The 25,171-nt window shown below is 71.6% G+C and carries 21 protein-coding genes and 1 pseudogene; 10 read left to right on the forward strand and 12 right to left on the reverse strand.

Annotation, left to right across the window (positions count from 1 at the left end; all coding sequences use genetic code 11):
• Positions 1–44 precede the first annotated feature (44 nt).
• From RBL05_RS12220 to RBL05_RS12240, 5 genes are all read right to left on the reverse strand, one after another.
• The gene (locus RBL05_RS12220; protein ID WP_308739234.1) at positions 45–893 is read right to left on the reverse strand and encodes a M23 family metallopeptidase; all 849 of its coding nucleotides are present in this window, start codon (positions 891–893) and stop codon (positions 45–47) included.
• Between the two features lie 174 nt (positions 894–1,067).
• Positions 1,068–1,292 carry a hypothetical protein gene (locus RBL05_RS12225; protein WP_308739233.1) on the reverse strand — a complete coding sequence of 75 codons (225 nt, stop codon included), beginning with the start codon at positions 1,290–1,292 and terminating at the stop codon, positions 1,068–1,070.
• Between the two features lie 50 nt (positions 1,293–1,342).
• Entirely contained in the window at positions 1,343–1,639 is a 297-nt protein-coding gene (locus RBL05_RS12230; RefSeq protein ID WP_133675551.1) for a DUF4235 domain-containing protein, read from the reverse strand.
• A 58-nt stretch (positions 1,640–1,697) separates the two neighbouring features.
• The gene (locus RBL05_RS12235; protein ID WP_263311346.1) at positions 1,698–2,081 is read right to left on the reverse strand and encodes a DUF3618 domain-containing protein; all 384 of its coding nucleotides are present in this window, start codon (positions 2,079–2,081) and stop codon (positions 1,698–1,700) included.
• 1 nt (position 2,082) lies between these two features.
• On the reverse strand, positions 2,083–2,433 hold the full coding sequence (locus RBL05_RS12240; protein WP_308739232.1) for a phage holin family protein: 351 nt from the start codon (positions 2,431–2,433) through the stop codon (positions 2,083–2,085).
• A gap of 466 nt (positions 2,434–2,899) precedes the next feature.
• On the opposite strand from RBL05_RS12240, the gene RBL05_RS12245 reads away from it, so the two are divergent.
• Together RBL05_RS12245 and RBL05_RS12250 are read left to right on the forward strand one after the other, a co-directional pair.
• Positions 2,900–4,027 (forward strand): YihY/virulence factor BrkB family protein, encoded by a 1,128-nt coding sequence (locus RBL05_RS12245; RefSeq protein WP_308739231.1) that lies wholly within the window; start codon positions 2,900–2,902, stop codon positions 4,025–4,027.
• A gap of 99 nt (positions 4,028–4,126) precedes the next feature.
• Positions 4,127–4,597, forward strand: coding sequence for a hypothetical protein (locus tag RBL05_RS12250; RefSeq protein WP_263311349.1), 471 nt, complete (start codon positions 4,127–4,129; stop codon positions 4,595–4,597).
• A 117-nt stretch (positions 4,598–4,714) separates the two neighbouring features.
• On the opposite strand, the gene RBL05_RS12255 is transcribed toward RBL05_RS12250, so the two are convergent.
• Entirely contained in the window at positions 4,715–4,924 is a 210-nt protein-coding gene (locus tag RBL05_RS12255; protein WP_308739230.1) for an ATP-binding protein, read from the reverse strand.
• A 62-nt stretch (positions 4,925–4,986) separates the two neighbouring features.
• Here RBL05_RS12255 and RBL05_RS12260 point away from each other — a divergent pair, with 62 nt between their 5' ends.
• A complete protein-coding gene (locus RBL05_RS12260) occupies positions 4,987–5,373 on the forward strand; it encodes a carbohydrate-binding protein (protein WP_318603661.1) in 387 nt (128 codons plus the stop codon).
• Between the two features lie 464 nt (positions 5,374–5,837).
• On the opposite strand, the gene RBL05_RS12265 is transcribed toward RBL05_RS12260, so the two are convergent.
• The 3 genes from RBL05_RS12265 to RBL05_RS12275 all read right to left on the reverse strand — a co-directional run bounded on the left by RBL05_RS12265 (position 5,838) and on the right by RBL05_RS12275 (position 9,481).
• A complete protein-coding gene (locus RBL05_RS12265; protein WP_308739228.1) occupies positions 5,838–6,965 on the reverse strand; it encodes a patatin-like phospholipase family protein in 1,128 nt (375 codons plus the stop codon).
• 558 nt (positions 6,966–7,523) lie between these two features.
• The gene (locus RBL05_RS12270) at positions 7,524–8,660 is read right to left on the reverse strand and encodes a Gfo/Idh/MocA family protein (protein ID WP_308739227.1); all 1,137 of its coding nucleotides are present in this window, start codon (positions 8,658–8,660) and stop codon (positions 7,524–7,526) included.
• Entirely contained in the window at positions 8,657–9,481 is an 825-nt protein-coding gene (locus tag RBL05_RS12275) for a sugar phosphate isomerase/epimerase family protein (protein ID WP_308739226.1), read from the reverse strand. The genes RBL05_RS12270 and RBL05_RS12275 overlap by 4 nt, the downstream gene beginning before the upstream one ends.
• Positions 9,482–9,642: 161 nt before the next feature.
• Between RBL05_RS12275 and RBL05_RS12280 the strand changes: the two genes are divergently transcribed.
• Together RBL05_RS12280 and RBL05_RS12285 are read left to right on the forward strand one after the other, a co-directional pair.
• A complete protein-coding gene (locus RBL05_RS12280; RefSeq protein ID WP_308739225.1) occupies positions 9,643–10,407 on the forward strand; it encodes a TetR/AcrR family transcriptional regulator in 765 nt (254 codons plus the stop codon).
• A 74-nt stretch (positions 10,408–10,481) separates the two neighbouring features.
• Positions 10,482–10,896, forward strand: a pseudogene (locus RBL05_RS12285) (SUMF1/EgtB/PvdO family nonheme iron enzyme); the annotation flags it as partial.
• Between the two features lie 16 nt (positions 10,897–10,912).
• Here RBL05_RS12285 and RBL05_RS12290 read toward each other — a convergent pair.
• The gene (locus RBL05_RS12290) at positions 10,913–12,205 is read right to left on the reverse strand and encodes a Fic family protein (RefSeq protein WP_308739224.1); all 1,293 of its coding nucleotides are present in this window, start codon (positions 12,203–12,205) and stop codon (positions 10,913–10,915) included.
• A gap of 376 nt (positions 12,206–12,581) precedes the next feature.
• Here RBL05_RS12290 and RBL05_RS12295 point away from each other — a divergent pair, with 376 nt between their 5' ends.
• Complete coding sequence (locus RBL05_RS12295) at positions 12,582–13,766, forward strand: MFS transporter (RefSeq protein WP_318603662.1); 1,185 nt, start codon at positions 12,582–12,584, stop codon at positions 13,764–13,766.
• A 241-nt stretch (positions 13,767–14,007) separates the two neighbouring features.
• On the opposite strand, the gene RBL05_RS12300 is transcribed toward RBL05_RS12295, so the two are convergent.
• Positions 14,008–15,291, reverse strand: a complete 1,284-nt coding sequence (locus RBL05_RS12300) for a hypothetical protein (protein WP_308739221.1) — start codon at positions 15,289–15,291, stop codon at positions 14,008–14,010.
• 132 nt (positions 15,292–15,423) lie between these two features.
• Between RBL05_RS12300 and RBL05_RS12305 the strand changes: the two genes are divergently transcribed.
• The 3 genes from RBL05_RS12305 to RBL05_RS12315 are packed head-to-tail and all read left to right on the forward strand — an operon-like array spanning position 15,424 to position 20,356.
• On the forward strand, positions 15,424–16,455 hold the full coding sequence (locus tag RBL05_RS12305; RefSeq protein ID WP_308739220.1) for an AAA family ATPase: 1,032 nt from the start codon (positions 15,424–15,426) through the stop codon (positions 16,453–16,455).
• Positions 16,452–17,801: a DUF58 domain-containing protein gene (locus tag RBL05_RS12310; RefSeq protein WP_308739219.1), complete on the forward strand. Its 1,350-nt coding sequence runs from the start codon at positions 16,452–16,454 to the stop codon at positions 17,799–17,801. The genes RBL05_RS12305 and RBL05_RS12310 overlap by 4 nt, the downstream gene beginning before the upstream one ends.
• Positions 17,798–20,356: a DUF3488 and transglutaminase-like domain-containing protein gene (locus tag RBL05_RS12315; RefSeq protein ID WP_308739218.1), complete on the forward strand. Its 2,559-nt coding sequence runs from the start codon at positions 17,798–17,800 to the stop codon at positions 20,354–20,356. Before RBL05_RS12310 ends, RBL05_RS12315 begins: the two co-directional genes overlap by 4 nt.
• A gap of 139 nt (positions 20,357–20,495) precedes the next feature.
• On the opposite strand, the gene RBL05_RS12320 is transcribed toward RBL05_RS12315, so the two are convergent.
• Positions 20,496–21,935, reverse strand: coding sequence for an NAD(P)/FAD-dependent oxidoreductase (locus RBL05_RS12320; protein WP_308739217.1), 1,440 nt, complete (start codon positions 21,933–21,935; stop codon positions 20,496–20,498).
• Between the two features lie 530 nt (positions 21,936–22,465).
• On the opposite strand from RBL05_RS12320, the gene RBL05_RS12325 reads away from it, so the two are divergent.
• Entirely contained in the window at positions 22,466–25,075 is a 2,610-nt protein-coding gene (locus RBL05_RS12325) for a bifunctional metallophosphatase/5'-nucleotidase (RefSeq protein ID WP_308739216.1), read from the forward strand.
• Positions 25,076–25,171 lie beyond the last annotated feature (96 nt).

Here is a 25,171-nt window from a genome sequence, read left to right on the forward strand (position 1 = left end):
GCGCCATGGGCGACGAGCCGTGACCGACGGGCGCCGCGCGGGGATCAGCGGGCGGCCTCCTCCGCGACTGCGGTGAACAGCTCCTCGTTCGTGGGCACCCCGGTCCGCACCGCGCCCTCCTCGTCGAGATAGCGCCAGGTGAACGGCACACCCTTCGCAGTGGTGATGTCGGGCCCGTCCATGAGCTGGAAGTGGACGTGCGGATCGGAGGAGTTCCCGGAGTTCCCGCACTGTCCGAGCACCTGCCCGGCCCGCACCCGCTCGCCCGCCCGCACCGTGGGCGAGCCGCGCCGGAGATGGGCGAGCACCGCGACCGTCCCGTCGGCCGCCCCGGTGCTTGCCGCGCGGACCATGACGTGGTTGCCCAGCAGGTGCCTCGGCGCGCCGAGGCTACGCACGAACCCCTCGAGCACCATGTACGCGATGCCCGGCAGGGAGAGGCGGCTGAGATGGTCGCGGCTCGTGCCGTGCACGGCGATCACCTCGCCGTCGAACGGGGAGAGCACCTCCTGCCCGAAGGACGGGAACCCCTCGGGCCGACGCATCGGCGCCCACAGAGGATCCAGGGCGCGGGGCGAGGCGCCCTCGGGCTCGTAGGTGATGTCGATGGCGAAGGTCTGGCCGAGCCTGTGGGTGTGCGAGGGGACCTTCGAGGCGGGCGAGTTCAGGCCCCGCCACCGCCCGGCCACGGGCAGCGCGACCGGGATCGGCTCCCGGTCCGTCGCGGGGTGCTGACGGCGGCCCTGCAGGAGCTGCCCTGCGACCCCGAGCACCACCAGCGCCACGCCCAGCAGGTACAGCGGGCCGATCCCGCGCCCCAGCGAGACCGTCGCGATGATCAGGAGCGCACCGAGCGCGAGCGCCGGTCCGGACAGTCGCAGCAGAGAGGACATCGAGGAGCCTTGCCGGTGAGGGGCGGAGACGGCCCCATAGTACGCACGGCCGGGTCGGTCCGTCCCGGGTCTTCCGCGACCGCTCTGAGGGGGCCTCGCCGCCGGGGCCTGCAGTGTCGGGCTCAGCCGGCACGAACCCCCGGCCTGCCCGACGGCGCCGCGCTGATCGACGGGTCAGTGCCCGTAGCCGCTTCCGGGCTCGGTCCGCTCCTCCGCATCGATCTCGTCCTGCTGCGCCTCGATGATGTCGTCGTGCTGCTCGGCCTCTTCGCGGGAAAGCCTCTTGGTGCGCTCGTCGACGAGGTCCTCGGTCTCGTCCGTCGACGAGCTCTGCTCCCCCTGGACCTCCGGGTCGGGGCGCGCCTCGTCGTCAGGGTGGTGCATCGGTGTGCTGGTCATCTCGGTTCCTCGTCTCCTGGTCGATCGGTCCGGTGGTGTCTCCGGACGGGTCAGTCGCCGGGCCATTCCCCGAACGTCTTCTCGAAGGCTCGGGCTCCGCCGCGGTCCACGAGCGCCTTGACCGTCGCGTAGATCGCGCCCTGGAGCGCGGCGGCGATGAGGATCTCCCGCAGCGGGAACTCGGACTCGAGCGCCTTGGGGGTGTCCTTCGACCGTGAGGGAGAGGCGACCTTCCAGAGCTGTTTGAACAGCACTCCGGAGAGGGCGCCGCTGAGGATCCCGCTCGCCAGGCCGACGGGCCGGTAGAGGATCTTCGCGGACGTGCTGGTGGGTTTCCGATGGGCCATGAGGTGCTCCTTCGCGCAGTGCAGTGCAGTGTGGCGGGTGCGGCCGGGAGGGGCCGGGTCAGCGCCGACGGGTGATCAGCAGGCCGACGGCGGCGAACACGCTCGCGCCGGCGACCGCGGCGAGCAGCGCCGGGACGGGACTGTCCGGGTCGGTGGCTGTGTGCCGGGCGTGGGCGAGCGTGGACTGTGCGCTCTCGCGGGCGTGGTCGACCTGCTCACGGGCGCGGTGCGTGAGCCGGTTGATCTGCTCATCGGCCTGCGCCTTCGGGTCGAGCTTGTCGGAGAGGGCCTCGACCGTCTCGCCCAGCTCGCGGCGGGTGCGCGCGATGTCGGCCTCGATCTCGTCGGGGCTCGCGTCGTCGGCCGGTTCGCGGGGTTCGCCGGCGCCGGGGTTCACGCGGGCGTTCTCGTCTTGGCCGGGCGTGGCAGCTGCGGGGGACATGTCAGATCCGCTCCTTGATCTCGTGGGCGTCGCGGCGCACGGTCTCGACCGTGCGTTCCGGCGCGGGGGTGAGGCCCTCGGCCTTCTTCTTGCCGAGCAGTGCGGCGATCCCCGCCGCGATGAACACGGCGACGGTCACGATCAACGCCGCGGCCCAGGCCGGCAGGAACAGCGCCAGGACCAGGATCAGCGTGGCCAGGAGCGTGCCGACGCCGAACCAGGCGAGGATCGCGCCTGCGCCGAACAGTCCGGCGGCGGTCCCGCCCTGCTTGGCCTTCTCGGTGTACTCGGCGCGGGCGAGCTTCAGCTCGTCCCGCACCAGTCGTGCGGTCTGCTCCGACAATCGGTCCACGAGGTCGGCGACGGATGGTTCCCCGGGGGTCGAGAGGTGGTCACAACGTGCTCCCTTCGCAGTGTCCGCGGCGCCCGCCCGGAGCGGGGGCCGCGGGGGCCGGGGCGAGGCGCGCCCGGCCCGTCCGTGGTACTGGCCACAGCTTAGGGACGTCACGGTCCGCTCAGTCGGGAGCCGGCCGGGACGGGCCGCAGAGATCCACAGCATCCGGCGCTCACCTGCGACGCTGCGGCGATCGCAGGCATCTTGTGAAGGAACCCGACCGGACGGTCACGGTGGTCGCACCGCGCCCCACCAGCGGGTGCGCTCGCTTGCACGCCGTGGCGTCGCCCAGGACGTGCCCGCAGCGCCGATCGCGTGGTCTGATCGTTTCAGGAGTGCGGGCGCCCCGCTGCGGGCCTCGAGGGGCCTGTGCGGGTCCCGCCAGGGCTCGGCCCGCGCTCGCGAGCAGGAAAGAGGAGCGAGCATGACCGCGAAGAGCACCGAGCCCGACGCCCACCCCGCCGACGCACCCGACCCGGAGGATCCCCGCAAGCCGGACTCGCCTGCGGAGGTGACCGCACCGTCGTGGAAGTACGTGCTGCGCACCACCATCCGAGAGTTCTCGGCCGACGCCTGCACCGACCTCGCCGCGGGCCTGACCTACCGCGCTGTCCTGTCGATCTTCCCCGCACTGATCGCGCTGGTGTCGATCCTCAGCCTCTTCGGGCAGGACGAGCAGTCGGTCACCTCGGTGCTCGACCAGGCAGAGGGCATCGTGCCGCCCGACGCCTGGGAGACGGTGCGCCCCGCGCTCGAATCGATCCTCACCGCGCCCGCCGCCGGGCTCGGCCTGATCATCGGCCTGATCACGGCGCTGTGGTCGGCCTCGACCTACACCAAGGCCTTCGGCCGGGCGATGAACATCATCCACGACGTGCCCGAGGGGCGCGGGGCGATCGCGCTCAACCTGCAGATGTACCTGCTGACCGCGCTGTTCCTGATCCTCGGTGCGGTGGGTCTGCTGATCTTCGTGCTCTCCGGGCCCGTCGCCGAGGCCGTGGGCAGCGCCATCGGCCTGGGCTCGGTCGCCGTGACGGTGTGGAATATCGCGAAGTGGTTCGTGCTGGCCGCGATCGTGGTGCTGGTGGTGGCGCTGCTCTACTACGCGACGCCCAACGTGCAGCAGCCCCGGTTCCGCTGGGTCAGCCTCGGTGCGCTGATCGCGATCGCCGTCGCCGTGCTCGCGAGCGTCGGCTTCTTCCTCTACGTCTCGAACTTCGGCAGCTATGACGCCACCTACGGCGCGCTGGCCGGCGTGATCATCCTGCTGTTGTGGATCTACCTGATCAACGTGATCCTGCTGTTCGGTGCCGAGGTGGACAGCGAGATCGAGCGCGGCCGCGAGCTGCAGGCCGGCATACCCGCGGAGGAGGAGCTGCAGCTGCCGCCGCGCGACACCAAGGCCAGCGACAAGAAGGCGAAGAAGTACGCGGCGGACGTCGAGCGCGGCCGGAACCTGCGCGAGAGCGCCGGACGCAGCCAGGAGGACCCCGCCGCCGGTCCCTCGAGCCCGTCGGCCGATCTTTCCGCGGAAACCGACCGGCGCTCCTGAGCCGCGGGCACCGGAGTGCGAGAGCGCCGCAGCAGCACGGAGATCGCGCAGACCGTAGATGGCAGAGCGGACGTCAGCTCTCGCGGCGGCGCGGCGCTCATGCGCGATGCGCGCCGTCAGTCCCAGGGGTGCTCCAGCTGGCACGCGGAACCGGTGCATGGCCGTGCGCTCGCCGCCGAAGAGGAAGGCCTTCCGCGCACTCTCGCGGACGGCTCCGACGAGGCAGTCCTGGTGGCGCAGATGCCGTTGGGTGATGCCGATGACGAAGTGCGAGCACTCGCATCCCTTCACTTGACCACCTGCACCATTGCCAACGGCTCTCGCAAGGACGGTCGCGCCTGGTGTGCCGAGGGTGCGCTGGACGAGGAGGGCAGCATCACCAGCGCCCGGATTCGTGCCGATCTGCTCGACACCGACGGGGCCGTCTGCGATGTCCTTGGTGCAGAGACGACGGCTCGCGATCGCATCGATCTCTACAGGCATCACCGTCTGCTCTCGCTCGAACTCGTGGAGGACATCTCCGAGAACCCATGCGGCTCCGCAGTGCGGGTCTCGGCGCGTGTGCGGTGACGCCGTCCGAGAGCAGGAAAGCGCACCCCCGTGGAAGGAGTGGGAGTGGCGATGGAGGCGACGTCGACCTCCCGCGAGGAATGCACTACGGCAGAGGCCAGGAGTTCCGGGCGGCGGTCATTCCTCGGCAGGTCCCTCGACGGGCAGGCGCACCGTGAAGCTCGAACCCACGCCCCGTTCCGAGGCGACCGTGATGTCGCCCCCGTGGGCGCGCACGAATCCGCGGGAGATCGCGAGCCCCAGCCCGGTGCCGGGGACCGCGGCGTTGCGCACATGCTCGGTGCGATAGAAGTTCTCGAACACGTGCCCGCGCTCCTGCTCTGTCATCCCGATTCAGCCCCTACCAGTTCTGGAGCGAACGCAACGCCTACACCGCCGGCACGAAGGTGGTGTGGCGGGGCAACGTGTACATCGCCAAGTGGTGGAACGAGGGCGAGGCGCCTGACAACCCCGTGCTCCAGGACTCCGAGACGCCATGGACCCTGATCGGGCCGGTTCTCGCAGGGGAGACCCCCGCCCCCACCCTCGAGGTGCCCGACGACATCGCGCCCGCATGGACCGGATCCGCCACCTATGAAGGCGGAGAGATCGTCTTGTTCGACGGCACCCTCTACCAGGCCCGCTGGTGGACCCAGGGCGACAGCCCCGAGAGCGCTCACGCCGACGCGAGCACCTCGCCCTGGCGGATCCTCGACGACGACGAGGTGACCGAACTGGTCGAATCAGGTGGAGTCGCCCCGAGAACCTCGGCCCCCTCCGACGGGGGCGGGGACTGAGCCGGTGGAGCCCGTACTTCTCCGGTGGCGATGCGCATCATGGGGACCCCGTAGTCGGAGTGTCGGCGTCGATGAACCAGGTGATGACTCGGCTCCCACTGCTGGCAGCCCTGCCGCGAGATCCTCGCCCAGCTGATCATCCTGCTCGGCATGCACCTCAGTATCGCGGTGCTGAGGGGGCTGACGTTCTTCTCCGTCATCATGGCCTCCGCCGATGCGGGGCTGGTTTCGGGCGCCACCTGGATCGCCATCGTCACCTGGCTGCGCACCGCGGTCATGGAGAACCGCATGAGCGGGCGGTGCGGGAACGATGCCGCGGGAAGAAGGATGCTTCCGCGCAGGAGGGATCCGGGAGGTCGCAGCGGTGCGATCCTCCCGCACAGCGAGCAGCCCGGACACGGCGTCTCGATGCCGCTCGCCCCGAGCCGGTGTGCATGGCGGCACGCGGCAGCCGGCTCCGGCGCCTATGCCCGGAACCGCGCCACGTACCGCTCGAAGTCCCACGCCTCGTGCGCCTCGTCCCCGTCGAGGAACGTCGTCGCCGCTTCACGACCCTTGCGGTACAGCAGCTCACGCTCGTCCTCGGAGAGGTCGAACTGCGTGGGACGCACCGCGGCGGTGTCGATGAAGATGGTGCGGGCGACGGCGTGGGTGGCGTCGATGTGCATCCGGTCGTAGAACCCGGTGACGGTGTCCACCACTGCCTTGCCGAAGGAGAGCGGGCCCCGGATGTGGTTGCGCACACCGAAGTCCGCCTCGGGCTTCGCGGAGAGCTTGAGGCCGAAGGTGGGCCAGCGGGGCGGCTCGCCGCCTGGGCGGTCGAAGACCGAGGTCGGGAAGTTCGAGAGCATCCCGCCGTCCACCAGCACGGACGTCCTGCCGTGGGTGTTCTTCCACCGCACGGGGCGGAAGAACAGCGGGATCGAGGCCGAGGCCCGCACCGCCTCCACCACCCGCAGCTGCTCCGGCCCGGTGCCGAAGGCGTCAGCGTCCGTCGGCAGATAGCGCAGGCGGCCCGCGCTCAGATCCGAGGCGGTCGCCACCAGCCGGAAGGCCTGCGCTCCGCTCAGCTGCTGGGCCGGGTCCGGGTCGCGGTAGCGCAGATCCGCGAAGGTGCCGGTCCATTCCGGTCCTGCGTGCTCTTCCAGCTGCTGCTCGAGCCAGGCCGCGAGCGCGTCCCCGCGATGCACACCGAGGTGCGTGAGGATCGCCAGGCCCTTGCCCAGCATCGGCCGGGTCCACCACGGGCCGTCCTCGAACTCGCGGTAGTCCGTTCCGCGCAGGATCTCCACCATCTCCGTGCCGGCGATCCCAGAGGTGGCCAGCGCTCCAGCGATCGCGCCGGCGGAGGAGCCCGCCACCCGGTTCACCCGGTAGCCGCGCTCCTCGAGCACCTCGAGGGCGCCGGCCAGGGCGATGCCCTTGACCCCGCCGCCCTCCATCACGAGGTCGACCCGACGCGAGAGCTTCTCGTCCCCGGCCTGCGCAGATTTGCCCTCAGCCCCGGCGTGCGCAGATTTGCCCTCATCTCTCGAGTGCAGGGCGGCGCTCGGCGGGGTGTCGGGCGAGACGGCAGGCTGCGGGGACGTCATGGCGCCCAGGCTAGGGGAGCGGTCCGACGCCGAGTCGACGCGGCCCGACCGCGGGCAGGCCGGTGGACAGATCCACGACGCAGGGATAGCGAACATGGGCGAATGGCGTGCTCGAAAGCCCATGTCTGCTGACCGGCCGACCTGCGACGGCGCGTCATGCAGGACCTCGCTCGGGCCGAAAGTTTTGTGCCTGCGGCGACTCATGCGAGCCCGCAGATGAGTCCTCACGGCCACAAAAGCTCACCGGCCCCGCGCCGGCCGGGTCCACGACGTCGCTTCCCGCCGCCGAGACGTGGAGATGTGACGGTATTGGGCCTCATACCGTCACAAACTCAGGTCTCGATCGCGTGTTGCCCGGTCTGCCCCGTCCAGCCCGCACCCCGCGCCGTCCCGTCCTGCCCCCACCCACGCAACAACCCGCCGAGGCCGATGCGATCGCTCGCACCGACCCCGGCGGGTCAGAAATCTGCGGACCTCCTGCTCGGGCCCCTTCCCGGACCTCCTTCGCGGAGGCACTGCGGAGGTGCCCTGCTCAGACGCCCTGCCGAGAAACCCTGCTCAGAGCGTCTTCGCCAGCGGGTCGAAGCCCTCGGGCAGCACCGGCACGGTGTCCACCGAGGACTCGACGGTGACGAACTCGCCGCGCTCGGCCGACTCCTCCGCGGAGAGCATGATGTCCAGCACGTGGTAGCCCACCTCGCCGCTCGCCACGTGCGGGCGGTCCTCCTGGATGGCGCGGACCATGTCCAGCAGGCCCAGGCCGCGGCCGGTGACCGGACCCTCCTGCTGGATCTCGATCCACTCCTGCTCGGGCGGGGCCTCGCCGAAGGACTCGAAGGGGCGCACGTAGGCGATGCGGCCCTCGAACATGTTCGGGTCGGGGATCGAGAGCGAGCCCTCGGTGCCGTGGATCTCGACGATGCCCTGACGGGCCAGCGGCGAGTCGAAGCTGACCAGCGACGTGCCGGTCTGGCCGCCCTCGAACTGGGTGAGCACGGAGATGGTCGACGGCGGCTCGACGGGGAACTTCTGGCCCTTGTTCGGGCCGACGAGGATCTCGCGCTCCTCCTGCGCCTTCAGACCCATCGCGGCGACCTTCTCGACGGTGCCGAAGAGGCTGACCAGGGTGGTGAAGTAGTACGGGCCGATGTCCAGCAGCGGGCCCGCGCCCTTGGCGAACAGGAAGGCGGGGTTCGGGTGGAAGACCTCCGGGCCCTGCCACTGCATGGAGGTCTGCGCGAACAGCGGGCGGCCGATGAGGCCGTCGAGGATCGCGCGCTTGGCGGTCTGCACGCCGGCGCCGAGCACGGTGTCGGGGGCGCAGCCGATGCGCAGCCCGGCCTCGTCGGCCTGCTTCAGCAGCGCGGCGGTGGACTCGCGGTCCAGGCCCAGCGGCTTCTCGGTCCACACGTGCTTGCCCGCGGCGATCGCCTGCGAGGAGATCTCCGTGTGCACGGCGGGGATGGTCAGGTTCACGACGACCTGCACGCCCGGGTGGTCCAGCACGTCCTGCGCGGTGCCGGAGGCGGGGATGCCGTACTTCTCGGCCTGGGCCGCGGCGACCTCGGTGTTGAGATCGCCGAGGATCAGGACCTCGAGGTCGGGGAAGGTGGTGAGGTTCGTCAGGTACTGGTCGGAGATGACTCCGGTGCCGATGAAGCCGACGCCCACGGGGCCGTTGAAAGGGGTGCTCATGCTGCGAGTCCTCCGTCGATCAGGAAGCGGTAGCTGTTCTCGACGTCCGCGAAGACGTCGCCGGGGGCGTTGTCGTACTCGATGACGGCGTACTTGACGTTCGTCGCGGCGTTCATCGCCTCGACGGTGGGCACCTCGCCCTGGCCGGCGTGGCGCTGGTCCAGGCTCGAGGAGCTGAACTTCGGGGCGCCGGGGGCGAAGGGGTTGGACTCGGGCTTGATGCCGTCCTTGACGTGGATCGCGACGAGGCGGTCGCCGAGCTCCTGCACCAGCGCGACGACGTCCTGGCCGCCGACGAGGGCCCAGTAGAGGTCCAGCTCGATCTCGACCGACGGATCGATCAGCGACAGGAAGCGCTGGTAGGCGGTCTGGCCGTCGAAGTCCGCGAGGAACTCCTGGGCGTGGTTGTGGTAGCCGACCGCGAGCCCGAACTCCTTGGCCTTCTCGGAGGCGGCGTTGAGGCGCTCGGCGATGTCCTTCACGCCGTCCTCGGTGAGCCAGCGCTCGGTGGGGACCATCGGGTCGATGACGGTCTTCATGCCGATCTCGGCGGCGGCCTCGAACACGACCTCGTTGGAGGGGGTGGGGATGGAGCCGTCCGGGGTCCACAGCTCGTCGGAGAGCAGCGGGGCGTGGCCGGTGGGGGAGGCGAGGCCGGAGGCGTCCAGCGCCGCACGGATCTCCTTCGGCCGACGCACGAAGTCGAAGGCCTCGACGTTCTTCAGGCCGATGCCGGCGAGCTTGTCGAGGGAGCCGTTCATGTCTGCGGAGAACTCCGCGGCCAGCGTGTACAGCTGGACGGAGGCGAGGGGCAATGCCACGGGTGACCTGCTTTCGGTACGTCGTCGTCAGAGGGCGGGTCGCACTCGCCTGCTCGCCTCGAGCGAGGACGGGCCGGTGCGTGGGCGACAGCGTAGCACCGGATCCCACCAGTTGGAGGTTTTATCTCGGATCGGCGGCCGACGGCGCATACTGTGGCGCCATGAGCACCGACGACGAGCCCGCCGAGGACCCCGCGAACCCTGCCGCGAGCTCCGAATCGAGCCCCGCCGGAGATCCCGCGACCTCGGCAGACCGCCCCGAAACCCCTGACGACGCCGCCGCCGGACCGGCTGGTCCGTCGGCCGCCGGGACGGCGCGTGCGCGCGGCATCGGCCGTCAGGGCTCCTACTCCAAGGGCATCGCGCGGAGGCGGGAGATCCTCGACCGCGCCATCGAGGTGTTCCGCGACCGCGGGGCCGACGGCACCTCGCTGCGCCGGATCGCCGAGGCCATCGGCGTCTCCCACGGTGCGCTGCTGCACTACTTCTCCTCCCGTGAGGAGCTGCTGGTCGCCGTCTACGAGCATGCCGAGCGCAGGCGCGACCTCGACCGGCTCGAGCGGGAAGGTCCCGCCGCCCTCGACGACGAGCTCGCCGTCGAGGTGATGGCCAATGCCGCGATGGCGAACCTCGAGGTGCCGGGGCTCGTCCAGCTCTACTCGACGCTGGTGGCGACCTCGCTGGAGAGCGAGCGCGGGCCGGCGAAGGAGTTCTTCACCGCCCGCTTCGAGAACGTTCGCGGCAGCCTCGCGACCCGCCTGCGCGAGGACCAGGCAGCCGGCCGGGTGCGAGCCGACGTCGACCCCGAGCAGATGGCGGCGCTGATCGTCGCCGCCTCGGACGGCTTGCAGATCCAATGGCTGCTCGAGCCCTCGATCCAGCTGCAGCAGACCCTCGAGCTGTTCGCGGTGCTGCTGGAGCCGTGAGGGGCTGACGGGGCAGTTCGGGGGACGCGCACCGACTACAGGAGAATCACCGATGACCAGCGGATGCGGCTGCGGCCGACGGCACGCCCTGGTGGTCCGGGGTGAAGGGCGCGGACTGGCCCCATCCGGGCGGTCGCCTCTCCGACCTCGACGGCCTCGGCGATCACCCGGCGGTGCACATCTGCTGGAACGACGCGATCGCCTACTGCGACTGGGCCGGGCGCCGACTGCCCACCGAGGCCGAATGGGAGTACGCCGTCCGCGGCGGGATCGACGGCGAAAAGAACCCCTGGGGCGATCAGGAGGTGGACGACGGATCCTGTCAATCCCGAGACCGGGCAGACCCGGGTCATGCGCGGCGGCAGCTACCTGTGCCACTTCTCCTACTGCAACCGCTACCGGAACTCCGCCCGCTCCCAGAACACCCCCGACTCCTCGATGGGAAACGGTGGCTTCCGCACCGTCGGCCGGCGGCGCGGCGAGGCGTGATCGCGACGCGGCGCACTCATCGCTCAGGGCGAGCGGGCGCCGCACGCACTGGTGGTGAGCTCGCCGTGTCGAAGTCTCGGCTCGCCATCGCCCGCTCGCTGTGCGTGATGAGGTCCAGTACGTCGAGCGACACATAGGCGCGTTGCGCCCGCCCGATCGAGATCGGGTCGAGGATGCCGTACTCCGCCAGGCGCGCCAGCGCGTTCTGGGCCGCAGTCGTCGTCACGCCGTGCACCCGTGTCACCGTGGAGGTGGTGAGCACGGGCGTGCCGGGCAGGGCATCGAGGATGGTTGACAGGGCCGAGTCCCGACGGGTGGCGCGCACCCTGCCTTCGCGGTGCCGTGCGTCGCTGATGATCCGGGCCCACTCCTCACGCAGCTCCGCGAGTCGGCGCTCCAGGTCCGCTGCCTGCTCGGCGGCGATGCGCACGGCTTGGGCGAAGGTGCTGATCCAGGCTTCGTACGCGGCGAAGACCTCGGGGGATCCCGGCCCTCCCTCGATCCGGAAGGCGCCGAGGCCGGCGATGTACTCCTCGTGGAGGGTCGCGAGCACCAAGCTCACCGGGAGGATCGCTTCCGAGGTGAGCCCGCGACGGGTGAGCACGGTGTGGATCAGTGCGCGGCCCACACGGCCGTTCCCGTCGGGGAAGGGGTGGATCGTCTCGAACTGCGCGTGGACCAGTGCGGCCTGCACGATCGGGGAATGAGCGGCGCCGGCCATGTACAGCACGAGGTCCTCGAGCAGGCTCCGCACCTGCTCCGGAGGAGGCGGTACATGCGCCGCGTCGAGGGGGTGGTAGCGCGAACCGCCGATCCAGTTCTGCGTAGTGCGCACCCCCTGCAGATCTGGGGGGTCGGTGATGAGGGAGGACTGAAGGGTCTCGAGATCGCCAATGGTCAGCGCGTCCTTCGTCGAGAGCGCGTCGGAGGCGGCCCGCACGATCGTCATGTTCCGCGCGACCTGCTGGGCCGTCTCGGTCAGGCCCCGGACGTCCTCGTCGAGCGCGAGCTCTGCCAGGGCGACGTTCCGCGGACTGGGAGTGATCCCCTCGATGTAGGACGATGCGATTGCCTCTGAGCGCAGGAGGAACCGCGAGACCAGTCCCAGATCTCCATACGAGCCACGGTTCAGTGAGCGGACCGCCCGCTCAGCCGCGGCGACCTCGGCGTCCACCGCGGGGCTGATGGCGAGGCGCATGCCCGCGAGCGCTGTGGGCGTGTAGGCGCGGTAGTCGCCCGAACGCCGATCGGAGCGAGGGATGCCGGAGTCGTGCGGGTTCTCCCAGTAGTGGCTCGAGTAGTGCCCCATGGATAGTCCCTAAGGTGGTGGGTAGAGCTCAAGGAGCCAAGGATAACCCTTAAAGTTGGATGAATGGCCGACGGGGGCCACCTTAGGAGTTATCTCGGCGCCGATCGCCGCCGAGCGACTCGGCAGCTCTCTTCGACCTCCGACATCAGTCGGCCCACGGGGTCTCTCCCATCGGGCCGCCCTGGTCCGCTGTCGGCGGCCGACCGTAGGCTGAGCCCGACGCCGGCGCTCTGACCAGCGCCTCTCCGGCGCAGACGGGCTCCGCACGACAGGCCTGTCCCGCCCACGAGATCCACGAAGAAGGTCGATCCCCACGGCCACGCCGACCCTGCGCCGCTTCGGCCCGCTCCGAGACCGCCACTCCCGCCCCTATCTGATGACCGCCGGTCTGTCGATGATGGGCGACAACATCGAGCACGTGATCACCTACTGGGTGCTGTGGGAGGTGTTCGCCTCGCCGTGGCTGGTGGGCTTCCAGGTGATCAGCCACTGGCTGCCGTTCCTGCTGTTCTCGGTGCTGTTCGGCGGTCTCGCGGAGAAGTACGACTGCCGACGCATCATCCAGATCGCCCAGGGCCTGTTCGCCTTCGTGTCCCTGAGCTGGGGCCTGCTGTTCCTGACGGGCACGCTGGAGATGTGGAGCGCCTGCGTGCTGCTGGTGCTGCACGGCTGCGCCGGGGCGCTGTGGGGCCCGGCCGAGCAGCTGATGCTGCACGACTTCGCCGAGCCCGCCGAGCTGCCGAGCGCGGTGCGGCTGAACGCGACGTTCAAGTCCCTCGGCGTGCTCGCGGGTCCGGTCGTCGGCTCGGTCCTGCTGCTGCTCCTGGGGCCGACGTGGGGGATCCTCGCCAACATCGTCTTCTACCTGCCGATGACGCTGCTGATGCTGCGCACCCCGTTCACCGGCCACTCCCGCAGCGGCTTCGTGCGCCGCGAGCGGGTCTCGATCCTGGACACCCCGCGGGTGCTGCGCACCGTCGGCAGCGACAAGGTGCTGGTGGGGATGATCGCGCTCGCCGGCCTGATCGCGGTGTGCGTCGGCGCGTCGCTGCAGGTGGCGATGCCGAACTTCGCCCAGGTGCTCGGCGCCGGGGACGAGGGCGGCCTCGGCTACGGCGCACTCCTGTTCGCCAACGGGATCGGGGGAGTGGTGGGCGGCTTCCTGCTCGAGGCCACCGGGATCCTGAAGGTCGACGTGCGCGGCGCGGTGATCGCGGCGGTGATGTTCGGGCTGACCTCGCTGATCGTCGCGACCACGACCAGCTATCCGATCGCGCTGATCGCGCTGGTGATCGGCGGCGTCGCGAACCTCGCCGCGACCGCGATCGGGCAGACGCTCGTGCAGCTGCGCGCCCCGGAGGACCAGCGCGGCCGCGTCGTCGGCGTCTACTCGATGATCGGCAGCGGCATGCGCACCGGCAACGGGATCACGATCGGCTGGCTCGGCGCTCTGCTCGGCGTCAGCGGTGCGGTCGCCGCGGGTGGGCTCGCGCTCGTGGTCGGCGCGCTGCTGATCGGCGTGCTCATCGCCCTGCAGACCCGCCGCGGCGCCCCCGCCTGACGCGGGCTCCGGCGCACCATCCGCCCGGGCGGGCGCTGGTCACCGCATCCGGCGTTCCGACTGCCGTCGGGCTCCGCGCCGCTCGACCCGACCGGTGCGGAGCACACCTTTTGTGAGCCCACGACTCATGCGGGGGCCGACATCGGTCCTCCAGGCCACAAAACCTGCGTCGTCGAGGGACTCGGCCCGGTGACCGAGCAGTCACCGCCGCGGGAGGTGCGGGTCGGTGCCCGTCGACGGGTCAGAGTCCGCGGCGGATCTGGTGGATCTTCAGCCCGGCGCCGAGGAGGATCGCGGCGGCCGCGATCCCGGCGGGGACCAGCATGTTCGACCCGGTCGCGGCGAGCGCATCGCCGCCGGAGGTCTCGGAGCCCGAACCGTCGTCGCTCGAGCCGCCATTGTCGGAGCCTGCGGGCACCTCGATCTCGGAGGCGTCGGCCGACGGGTCGATCACCGTGCGGGCCTGGTCGGGAGTCGTGCCGACCGAGCCCGAGGACACGCCGCCCGCGAACAGCTTGGTCATCAGCACCGCGAGCGCGGCCGACTGCTTCTGGTCAGCGGTCGCCTCCTGCTGGGCGGCCGGGAAGTCATTGGTTGCCGAGCCGGGCGCGGCCGGCGGCTGGGCAGGGGCGCTGCCCCTGCTCGCGGCGTTGCCGTTCGCCGACGACGCCGAGGTCTCGCCGCCCTCCTCATCACCGGGGAAGGGCTTGGTGGGGGAGCTGGAGTCAGTGGCGTTGCCGCCCTGCTGCTGCTCTTCGTCGGAGCCTGCAGTGTTGCCGGACTCGCCGTCGTTCCCGGTGTCCTGTCCCTGGTCGTCGTCGGTGGTGGAACCGCCGCCGGTGCTGGAGTCGTCCGCCGTATCGGAGTCGTTGCCGCTGGAAGCCTCGTCGTCGCCCGGATTCTGTCCGGTGTCGCCTGGCTCCTGGCCGTCATCGCCCGAGTCCGAGCCTTCGCCGCCTTGCTCTCCGCCGTCACCGGGGTCCGACGGGTCCTCGCCATCGTCACCCGAGCCGTTGTCGTCACCACCCTCGCCGCCGTCGGAGCCGCCACCCTCGCCGCCGTCGGGGTTGTCGGAGTCTCCGCCTTCGTTCTCGCCGGTGTCTTCCGAGTCCTCGCCCGCGACGGCAAATGATCCGTCGGCAACGGGGCTGCCGTTCACCTCGATCTGGTAGCGGTGGTCGCCTCCAATGGCGGCAGAGTAGGTGTAGCTGAAGCTTCCGTCTTTCCCAACGGCTACAAGCTCGGCGAGCGGCTGAGTCTCGTCGTTGATGACCGTCACTTGGGCTGGTGAGTTGATGGGGAAGCACTGGCCGATGAAGGTGACTTCGTCACCAACCTTCGGTTCGCCGGGGGTGATGGTCACCTGGGGGATGGCGTTTTCTTCACAGGCGGTCGGCTGTTCGCCGTCCCCGCCGCCATCGGACGGACCGCCCGGCGCGGCATACACAGCAGTCGGCCCGGCAGCGAACGCCGCGAGCAGCAGCAGCCCGGCAGAGGACTGGGCGACGGTACGGCGGACAGACATCGGAACCCTTCGGAGACAGTGGAGGACCAGCCATACTGTAGGAGGCGACGGCGCCCCGGGGGACCTCGACGAATTCATCCCCCGGCAAACTTTTCATGAACACCGCTGGGGTGCGCATCGGAGGAGCCTGTGATGATCCTGGAAGAATCCGGTGCTGGAACCGCCCCTGACCTGCAGGGGAGCGAGCCGCCCGAGGTCCTGTCGGAGCAGCGGGCGCACCAGATCGCCGAGGACGCCTCCGCGGTGGTGAGAGAGATCGCGACCGTCGTCGAGGGCAAGGAGGAAGTGGCCCGGATCGCGGTGCTGGTGCTCCTGGCCGGCGGGCACCTGCTGATCGAGGACATCCCCGGCGTCGGCAAGACGATGCTCGCCAAGTCCCTCTCTGCCGCGCTCGGCGCGGACCGCCACCGCATCCAGTTCACCCCCGACCTGCTGCCCGGAGACGTGACCGGTGCGAGCGTGTTCAACCAGGCCAGCGGGGAGTTCGAGTTTCGTCCCGGCGCCGTGTTCACGCAGATCCTGCTGGCCGACGAGATCAACCGCGCCTCCCCGAAGACCCAGTCCGCGCTGCTCGAGGCGATGGAGGAGCGGCAGGTCAGCGTCGACGGCACCACCTACGCGCTCGCCGAGCCGTTCATGGTCGTCGCCACCGCCAACCCCGTCGAGATGGAGGGCACCTACCGCCTCCCCGAGGCGCAGCGCGACCGCTTCCTCGCGCAGACCTCGATGGGCTATCCCGTCGCCTCCGCCGAGGCGCGGATGCTCGAGGCGCAGGCCGGGCCCGTGGCCGAGGGGGACCGGGACGTGGTCGACGCGGTCCGCCGGCGCACCAGCCCCGAGCGGATCGCCGACCAGGTGCGGGCGGTGCGCAGCGTCTACGCCTCGCCCGTGATCCTGCAGTACGTGGTGCGCCTGGCGGAGGCGACCCGCTCCCACCCCCAGGTCACCCTCGGCGCCTCGCCCCGCGCGGCCGTGCACCTGGTGCGCGCGGCGAAGGCGAACGCCGCGCTCGCCGCCCGCACCTTCGTCACCCCCCAGGACATCGCCGACGTCATCTTCCCCGTCTGGCGCCACCGGCTCCACCTGACCCCGCAGGCGCTCTCCCGCGGCGCGAGCGCCGGGGAGCTCGTGGACCAGGTCCTGCGCAGCACCCCGCAGACGTGAGGGGCCGCGCACGCACGATCCTCCGCCCCACCGGGCGGGGCGTCGTCGTGCTCGTGGCCTGCGCGGCGCTGTGGCTGCTGGGCGACCTCACCCGCATCGAGCCCGCCCGGCAGCTCGCCGCCGGCCTCGTGCTGGTCCTCGTTGTCGGCGTGATCGGGATCCTCGTCGCCGGCCGCGGCATCTCCCCGCGGCGCCGGGTCGTGGACGACGCGGTGCCCGTCGGCGGCTCCGCCCGCGTGATGCTCGAGATGCAGGACCGGCCGTGGATCACCGTGGTGCCGCTCGGCCGCGGGGTGGTGCGCGAGCACCTTCCGGAGGAGCTCGGCGGCCAGGGCGACCTACCTCTGGCGAGGCGGATGCCGCACGTGCTGCGCGTGAGTCGGCGCGGCGGCCATGCGCTGGGCCCGTACTCGGTCCTGGTGCGCGACGTGTTCGGGCTGTTCCACCTCCGCCGCACCGTCGAGGACGGGCTGCGGATCACCGGCCTGCCCGTGGTGGCCGAGATGTCGACCGCTGCGGAGCGCTCGACCGGCATCGCCGACAGTGCGGTGGCCGGCGCGGCGCCCGTCGCGGGAGTGGGGGAGATCGGCCCGATCGCCCGCCCCTACGCCACCGGCGACGACATCCGCCGCATCCACTGGCGGGCCAGCGCCCGCACCGGCACGCTGATGACCCGCGAGGACGAGCCGACCGCGGGCCGCAGCGCCGTGGTCGTGCTGGACACGACCCGGAGGGACGGGCTCGGGGGGCAGGTCGAGGAGGCGCTCGTCTCCCATGCCGCGACCGTGCTGGACTCCCTGGGCCGGAACGGCTGGGAGGTGCGGATCGTGGACGCCTCGGGCGACGAGATCACCCGTACCCAGCGCCGACGCGGCGTTCCCGGCCCGTCCCTGCTGGGTGGGGAGGTCGACGCGCTCGAGCGCCGCACCTCCCTCCTCGCGCTCGCGGAGGTCGACTTCGACGACGACGAGCAGGACGGCGTGGGCCGCGACCACGCCGCCGGCCATGCCGAGCTCGCCATCGCGCTCGGCCCCGACCTGGGCGAGCCCTTCGCCGGCCTCGAGCTGGACCGCTTCGCCGGCCGCGCCACCCGCCGCACCGCGATCGCGCTGGAGGCGGCGCTGCCCGAGGGGGAGCCCGAGACGCCCCGTCGAGCCCGCCGCATCGGCCCCGCCGACGGCGACGACTTCGGCCACGCCCACGAGCAGCACGCCGAGCAGCTCGCCGCTGCGCGCGCCCAGCGGCCGCCGCGCCGCTCGCGCCTGGGCACCTGGGCCCTCGTGCGCGGCTCCTCCGCCGACACCCTCGACGACCTGCTCACCACCGCCGTGGAGGAGCAGCGATGAGCCCGCTGATGGGCCGCCCCTCCCTCGAGGGCCCCCACCTCACCGGCCGCGCCCTGCTGCTCCTGATCGCGCTGCTGCTCGCCGCCGCGCCCACCTCCCAGCTGCTGGCCGGCACCTTCTGGCTGGTGCTGACCCTGACCGGCGCCGCCCCCGTGATCCTCGGCGGGATCGTGCTGCGCCACCTGCTCTCCCGCACCGTGCTGGTGCCGCTGCTCCAGCTGGGCCTGATCTGCGTGCTGATGCTCGTCGTCGAGACGGCGCAGGGGCTCGCCCCGTGGTCCGACGGGCCGGTCGCGGTCCTCGCCGCCCAGCCCGAGGTGCTGCGGCGGGGAATCCAGGAGCTTGCGTCCGGCCTGCCGCCGCTGGTGCTCGGCGCGCCCGGGACCGTGATCATCGTCGTGCTCGTCGCGCTGCTCGCCCTGCTGCTGGACCTGCTGTTCCTCGACCTCGGCTGGCACACCCCCACCGCCCTGCTGCTGATGGGCACCGTGCTGGTGCCCGCGCTGCAGCAGCCCTCGGGCGGGGCGTGGTGGCAGGTGGCCGCGCCGGTCGCCGCCGGCGCCGCCGTCCTCGCCGTCCGCACCGTCCACGGGGACCCCCGCTATCTCGAGGGGGACCGCCGCCCGCAGGCCGGACCCGTCCCCGCTCCGGGCCGCACCCTCGGCGCCGCGGTGCTGTGCATCGTGCTCGTCGCCGCCGGCGCCCCCGTGCTCGGCGCGGCCCTGCCCCAGCTGGTCCCGCCGCGGATCGCGCTGAACGTCGACGTGCTGAACCGCTGGCAGGACCCCGACACCCCGCAGCTCGGCCCCGTCATGATCGACGACGACGTCTCGGTGCGCCGCTCCCTGCTCGAACAGTCCGACACCGAGGTGCTGCGCTTTACCACCACCGCCGAGGACCCCTCCTACCTGCGCCTGCGCACCCTGAACCGCTTCGACGGGGAGACCTTCCACGCCGACGACGAGGAGGAGCCGGACCTCGTCTCCTCCTTCTCCGACGCCCGCGACGACGGCAGGGCGGTCAGCGGCGGCACGGGCGATCTCGAGGAGACCGACGTAGAGGTGATGAGCCTGGGCGGGGACCGGCTGCCGATGCCGGAGAACGTGCGCGAGGTGAGCTCCCCGACCCCGGCGCTGGAGCGTGCGCTCACCCTCCGCTCGGTCGACGGCGAGGCGGAGCTCGAGTTCGTCCCCGAGGGCCTGACCGGGCAGCAGTACACCGTGCTCTCCGAGCCGCGCTCCTCCACCCCTGAGCAGCTGCGCGCCGTCACGCCCGCCGCGGCGAGCGCCCCCTTCGACACCGGCTACACCGACCGCGCCGAGGTGCCGCAGGTCGCGGCCGACCTCGCCGAGCAGCTCGTCCAAGACGCCGGGGCGGAGAACGGCTTCGACGCGGCCGTCGCCTTCCAGGACTACTTCCGCACCGCCTTCGCCTACTCCCTCACCGTGAACACCCCTCCGGGGGAGGACCCGCTGGAGTCCTTCCTCGAGGACCGCATCGGCTACTGCGAGCAGTTCGCCTCGACCTTCGCGCTGATGATGACCGCGCAGGGGTATCCCACACGGGTCGTCATCGGCTTCACCGCCGGGGACTCCGACGGGGACGAGCGCACCGTCAGCGCCCGCAACGCCCATGCCTGGCCCGAGGTGTGGTTCGGCCCCGAGCACGGCTGGGTCCAGTTCGAGCCCACCCCCGCCGCCGCGAACAACGGCGTGCGCACCCCCGAGGTCACCGACCTCTCCGCGAGCGAGGAGGACGTCGAGACCACCGAGACGACCCCCGACACCCCGACCGCCGACGAGGAGAGCGCGAGCAGCGAGGAGGGCACCACCGAGGAGCAGAGCAGCGCGAGCACCGAGGAGGACGAGACCGCCGAGCAGGGCCCCTCACCGGAGACGGTCCAGCGCATCGAGTGGGGCACCGTCAGCGTGCTCGGCCTCGGCGCGCTCCTGGCCGCCGCCGCGGCCGCCGTGGTGCTGGTGATCCGGCGCCGACGGATCCGCTCCCGCGAGGAGCGCTGGGCGGCGCTCGGCGGCGGAGCGGGGGAGCGCGGCGCAGGAGACGGCGGGAGCGGAGAGCCCGCTGCGGAGAGCAGGGACGGCCCGTCCGGTGCGGCGAGCGACGGCTCCGTCGCCGCGCTCGAGGCCGAGCGGCTGCGTCGCGCCGCCGGCGAGCTGGCCTGGTCGGAGCTGACCCACGAGCTCGAGGTGCGGGCGACGGCGATCCGCTGGCTGGGCCTCACCGGGGCCTGGGGGAGGCCGCCGACGCGCCTCGCGATGGACCCGGCGCTGCCCCCGCACCGCGCCGTCGAACAGCTGCTGGACCGCATCGCGGAGGGCACGCCCGAGGTCACCGCCGAGGACCGCGCCGCCGCCGCCCGCCTCGCCGACGCCTATACGGCCGCTGCCTACGCCGCACCGCTGCCCGCATCGGCCACGGTCTCCGCGCCGAGCGGCACCGCATCATCGAGCGACGACGCCGCCGGCGGGACGGCGCAGCATCCCCTGCGCCGCGACGCCGACCGCATCGTCGAGCTCATCCGCACCGCACGCTGAGCCGGGCCCCCGACGCTCCCGCTCTCACCGAGACCCGGGTGACGGCTAAGTCATGTGCAGCCCTGTTCCGCACCGGGAACAGGGCTGCACATGATCTCTGGGTGACCCCAGATGGGGCGCGGCGTGACGCCCCGCCGGATCAGTCCTGGGAAGGGGCGGCGACGTCGGCCGCGCCGGGAGCTTCCTCGGCCGCCGCCCGGTTCTCCCGCGCCCCGGCATTCAGACCGAAGAGGCGGTTCGGGGCCTGCTCCTCGAAGATCCTCGCCGCGCGCAGCGAGTCGACCTCGCCCACCACGGGGTTCGGCTGGTGGGTGCCGCGGGTGCCTCCGTACAGCGAGATGAGGTTCATCGCGACGGCGCGCTGGTTGCGGTGGCCGAGCATCTTCGTGATGTGCACGCCGAGCCAGGCTGCCCAGCCGAGCGATCCGGAGAGCCCGCCGAGCACCGGCATCTCCGCGATCGCGGCGTGGCGGCCGATCGTGGCCATCGTGCCGAGGTTCGTGTACGAGAACTTCGGGCGCGCCTTTCCCTCGACGTCGGCGGCGATGGACTTCGCGACGGCCGCGCCGGTCTGGATCGCGGGCTGCGCGAGCTGGGGGAGGGCCTCGTCCTGGGCGGCGACGTCGCCGGCGGCGTACACCCCCGGCATGCCCTTGACCTGCAGATGGTCGTCCACGGCGATGCGGCCGCGCCTGTCCTGCGGCAGGCCCCACCGGGAGACCGTCTCGGGGATCGCGACGCCGGCGGCCCAGATCGTGATGTCGGACTCGAGGATCGAACCGTCGTCGAGGATCACGTGGTCGTAGCCGACCTCCTTCACGCCGTGGCCGAGGCGCAGCACGACCCCGCGGTCGCGCAGCTCGTCGGCGGCGTACTGGCGGTACTTGTCGCTGAACTCCTTGAGCAGCTCGTCGCCGCGCTGCAGCACCGTGAGCTGCAGGGTCCCCGGATCCATCTCGGGATAGAGGATGTCCAGCTCCTGCATGCGGAAGTCCGCCAGGGCGCCGGCGATCTCCACGCCCGTCGGCCCGCCGCCGACGATGCAGACGTGGAGCTTGTCGTGGGTGACGCCGGCCTCGCGGCTGGAGCGCTCGAGCTCGGAGAAGACCCGGTCGCGGATGGCGAGGGCCTGCGCGCGCGTGTACATCGGCATCGCGTGCTCCTCGGCGCCGGGGGTGCCGAAGTAGGTGGTGGTCGCGCCGTTTGCGAGCACGAGGTAGTCGTAGGAGAGCTCCTGATCGCCGCGCTGGCCCTCGTTGAGCGTGACGACCTTCCGCTCGGGGTCGACGCCGACCACCTCGCCCTGGCGATAGCGCATGTTGGGGACCTTCAACGAGAGGCCGCGCAGGAACATGGTGACGTCGCCCGGGTTCAGACCAGCGGTCGCCACCTGGTACAGCAACGGCTGGAAGGTCTTGTAGACGTTGCGGTCGATCAGGGTGACGCGCACGCGGGCGTCGCGCAGGCCCAGCACGGCGTTAGCACCGGCGAATCCACCGCCCACGATGACCACGTGGGGCCAGCTCGCGCCGTCCTTCGCGGGGACCGTGGGACGGCGGGTGAGGAAGGGCAGCGACATGGGAAGGACTCCTAGGGGCGACGCATCGGCCGACGGGGCGCGGCGGTGGCCGGCCGGGTCGTGCACCGCGTCTGATCGAGAGGGAGAGCGGCGGAGTGAGCGGGCTTCGGGCGGAGGCGGGATGTCCGTCGGCCGGTCCGAGATCGTCGGGCCGATGCCGCAATGCGGGCGACCCGGTCCGTCCAGAGTCCTCACCGATGCTACCCATTTCCCCGCCCGACAGCACGGCCGAGCGCCGCACAGGTCGTCACGACTCACATCCTGCCCGGAGCTCTCGGCGGCCGCGGTCTCTCTGCTCGACACCGCCGACGACGGGCACGCAGCGGTCTCCGCCGTTGGCAAAGGGTTCGTCAAGCACGGCAACGATGCAGGTCAAGAAGCCAGCGCAGAGGGGCGGAGTTGATGAACTTTCGGTGACGGCTCGATACCGGTTCCGGGAAAACCGGTTCTAGAGCTTCCCGATGGGGTGAGATGACATGGCGCACACGTGCGCCCTCCTCGACTCCGCCTCGTCCCCGGGAGCCTCCTCCATGCGTGTCCACCCCGCCCGCCGCGCCGTCCGCGGTGCGACCGTCGGCCTCGGCGCCGCCGCCCTCGCCGTCTCCGGCGCCCTCGTCCCGATGGGCGCGGTCGCCGCCGAGCCCGGCCAGCAGATCACCCTGATGGGCTTCAACGACTTCCACGGCGCGCTCGGCGGCGCCTCGGCCCTGGCCTGCCAGGTCGAGACCGTGCGGGCGGAGAGCGACACCTCGTTCCTCTTCTCCGCCGGCGACAACGTGGGCGGCTCCGCCTTCGAGTCCGCGGTGCAGAACGACGAGCCGACGATCGACGTGCTCAACGCCCTCGGCGTCGACGCGACCGCGATCGGCAACCACGAGTACGACCAGGGGCAGGACGACCTCTTCGATCGCATCGAGCCGCGCACCGAGTTCGCCGACCTCGCCGCGAACGTCTACGACGCCGAGGGCAATCGGGCGCATGACGCATACCAGATCGTCGAGCGCGACGGCGTGAAGGTCGCCGTGATCGGCGCTGTCACCACGAAGACCGTCGGCAAGGTCAGCCCCGCCGCGATCGAGGGGCTCGAGTTCGGCGATCCCGTCGACGCGGTCAACGACGTGATGGACGAGCTCGAGGCCGAGGGCGTCGAGTACGACGCCGCGGTCGCGCTCTACCACGAGGGCGCCTCCGGCAGCGGCGAGCCCGGTGCCGCCCCCTCGAACAGCGATCCGATCTTCGAGAAGATCGTCTCCGAGACCGATCCCGAGGTCGACGCGATCTTCAACGGCGACTCGCACCGCACCTATGCCTACCAGGCCCCGGTCCCCGGCCAGGAGGGCGAGACCCGCCCGATCCTCCAGACCGGATCGAGCGCCGCGAACCTCGGAACCGTCACGCTGCAGCGCGGCGAGGGCGAGGACACCGACTGGGACGTCGCCGTCGAGCCGGCGCTGCGCCCCACCGGCGAGGAGTGCGGCACCACCACCGACGTCACCACCGAGGTCACCTCGATCGCGCAGACCGCGATCGACGAGGCCGCCGTCGTCGGCGCCGAGCCCGTCGGCTCGATCGCCGGTGACATCACCACCTCGTGGGACGACTCCAAGGCCTCGTACACCGATGGCGTGCGCGTCGCGAACGACCCGGTCACCAACCAGGCCACCACCAAGGGCGACAACCGCTTCCGCCACTCCGCGGCCGGCAACATGCTCGCCGACTCCATGAAGTGGTACCTCGAGGACGCGGGCCTGGACGGGGAGAACGAGGTCATCGGGTTCATGAATCCCGGCGGCATCCGCGCCGAGCTGTGGGACGCCTCCTCGCCCACCGGCGAGGGCGACGGCGTGGTCACCTACGCCGAGGCGAACGGCATGGTGCCCTTCGGCAACACCCTGAATTCCGGCGAGGTCTCCGGCGCCCAGTTCGCCCAGATGCTCGAGGAGCAGTGGCAGCGCACGGCCGACGGCGGCGGCGTGGACGAGGGCGACGAGTCCTTCCTCGCCTTCTCCGTCTCCGAGAACGTCGAGTACGCCTTCGACAGCAGCGCCCCGCAGGACGAGCGGGTCTTCGACGTGCGCGTGAACGGCGAGCCGATCGACCCCGAGGGGACCTACACGATCGTCACCGCGAGCTTCCTCTTCGAGGGCGGCGACAACATGTGGGCGCTCTCCGAGGCGCAGGACGTGCGTGACACCGGCGTGCTGGACCGCGACGCGTTCATCTCCTATCTCGAGGCGAACCCCGAGCTCGAGCCCGACTACTCGCAGCGCCAGATCGACGTGCAGTTCCTCGAGGGCGATGACGAGCGCTCCCCGACGCTGCTCCTCTCCGGCCTCGAGTCCCAGAGCCTCGGCGCCCCCGAGATCACCTCGGTGACCGTCGACGCGGGGGAGTACGGCACCTTCGAGGCGCCCTACGGCCCCGTCGAGGCCGCCGCCGACGGCGAGCAGCCCTCCACCATGGCCGCCTCGGACGGCCTCGCCGCCGAGGTCACGCTCACCGACTGGTACTGCGAGGTCCCGGCGGACACCGCCGAGGGCACCGTCGTCCCGCTGACCATCACCGCCGTCCCTGAGACCGGCACCGAGATCGTCTTCGACACCTACACCGAGATCACCGGCGACGCCCCCGAGGGATGCGACGACGACGGCTCGACCACCCCGCCCCCGGGCGACGGCGACGACGGGGACGACACCACCACCCCGCCACCCGGTGACGACGAGGGCGACGACCAGGGCTCGGATGATGACCAGGGCTCAGATGACGACCAGGGCGCGGGCGACGACCAGGGTTCTGACGACCAGGGCTCTGACGACCAGGGTTCTGACGACCAGGGCTCTGACGACCAGGGCTCTGACGACCAGGGTTCTGACGACCAGGGCTCTGACGACCAGGGTTCTGACGACCAGGGCTCGGAAGACAGCCAGGGCACCAGTACCGGCGGCTCCACCGGGGCAGGCGCCTCCTCCGGCAGCTCCACCACGGGCGACCCCGTCGGCGACGCCCCCACCACCGCTGACGGCCGCTCCGCCCTCGCCCGCACCGGCACGAACGCGGGCGTCCTCGCCGCGATCGCCGGCGCGCTGACCCTCACAGGAGCGGGCGCGATCGCCCTTCGACATCGCGTCGGCCGACGCTGATGAGCTCCTGATCACGGAGGGGCCGGACCTCCTCGGAGATCCGGCCCCTCCTCTCCTGTCCGCCCCTCGACCCACCGCCAACCCGCCTTCCTCTCC

The sequence above is a fragment of the Brachybacterium sp. GU-2 genome, assembly GCF_030866705.2.
Classification (GTDB): Bacteria; Actinomycetota; Actinomycetes; order Actinomycetales; family Dermabacteraceae; genus Brachybacterium; species Brachybacterium conglomeratum.

Bases quoted from the DNA above. Each gene is read 5' to 3' on its own strand.
- RBL05_RS12255 (WP_308739230.1), bottom strand. From the start codon at position 4,924: ATGACAGAGCAGGAGCGCGGGCACGTGTTCGAGAACTTCTATCGCACC.
- RBL05_RS12245 (WP_308739231.1), top strand. From the start codon at position 2,900: ATGACCGCGAAGAGCACCGAGCCCGACGCCCACCCCGCCGACGCACCC.
- RBL05_RS12230 (WP_133675551.1), bottom strand. From the start codon at position 1,639: ATGGCCCATCGGAAACCCACCAGCACGTCCGCGAAGATCCTCTACCGG.
- RBL05_RS12315 (WP_308739218.1), top strand. From the start codon at position 17,798: ATGAGCCCGCTGATGGGCCGCCCCTCCCTCGAGGGCCCCCACCTCACC.
- RBL05_RS12225 (WP_308739233.1), bottom strand. From the start codon at position 1,292: ATGACCAGCACACCGATGCACCACCCTGACGACGAGGCGCGCCCCGAC.
- RBL05_RS12305 (WP_308739220.1), top strand. From the start codon at position 15,424: ATGATCCTGGAAGAATCCGGTGCTGGAACCGCCCCTGACCTGCAGGGG.
- RBL05_RS12295 (WP_318603662.1), top strand. From the start codon at position 12,582: ATGACCGCCGGTCTGTCGATGATGGGCGACAACATCGAGCACGTGATC.
- RBL05_RS12235 (WP_263311346.1), bottom strand. From the start codon at position 2,081: ATGTCCCCCGCAGCTGCCACGCCCGGCCAAGACGAGAACGCCCGCGTG.
- RBL05_RS12290 (WP_308739224.1), bottom strand. From the start codon at position 12,205: ATGGGGCACTACTCGAGCCACTACTGGGAGAACCCGCACGACTCCGGC.
- RBL05_RS12250 (WP_263311349.1), top strand. From the start codon at position 4,127: ATGCGCGATGCGCGCCGTCAGTCCCAGGGGTGCTCCAGCTGGCACGCG.
- RBL05_RS12280 (WP_308739225.1), top strand. From the start codon at position 9,643: ATGAGCACCGACGACGAGCCCGCCGAGGACCCCGCGAACCCTGCCGCG.
- RBL05_RS12220 (WP_308739234.1), bottom strand. From the start codon at position 893: ATGTCCTCTCTGCTGCGACTGTCCGGACCGGCGCTCGCGCTCGGTGCG.
- RBL05_RS12265 (WP_308739228.1), bottom strand. From the start codon at position 6,965: ATGACGTCCCCGCAGCCTGCCGTCTCGCCCGACACCCCGCCGAGCGCC.
- RBL05_RS12320 (WP_308739217.1), bottom strand. From the start codon at position 21,935: ATGTCGCTGCCCTTCCTCACCCGCCGTCCCACGGTCCCCGCGAAGGAC.
- RBL05_RS12300 (WP_308739221.1), bottom strand. From the start codon at position 15,291: ATGTCTGTCCGCCGTACCGTCGCCCAGTCCTCTGCCGGGCTGCTGCTG.
- RBL05_RS12325 (WP_308739216.1), top strand. From the start codon at position 22,466: ATGCGTGTCCACCCCGCCCGCCGCGCCGTCCGCGGTGCGACCGTCGGC.
- RBL05_RS12270 (WP_308739227.1), bottom strand. From the start codon at position 8,660: ATGAGCACCCCTTTCAACGGCCCCGTGGGCGTCGGCTTCATCGGCACC.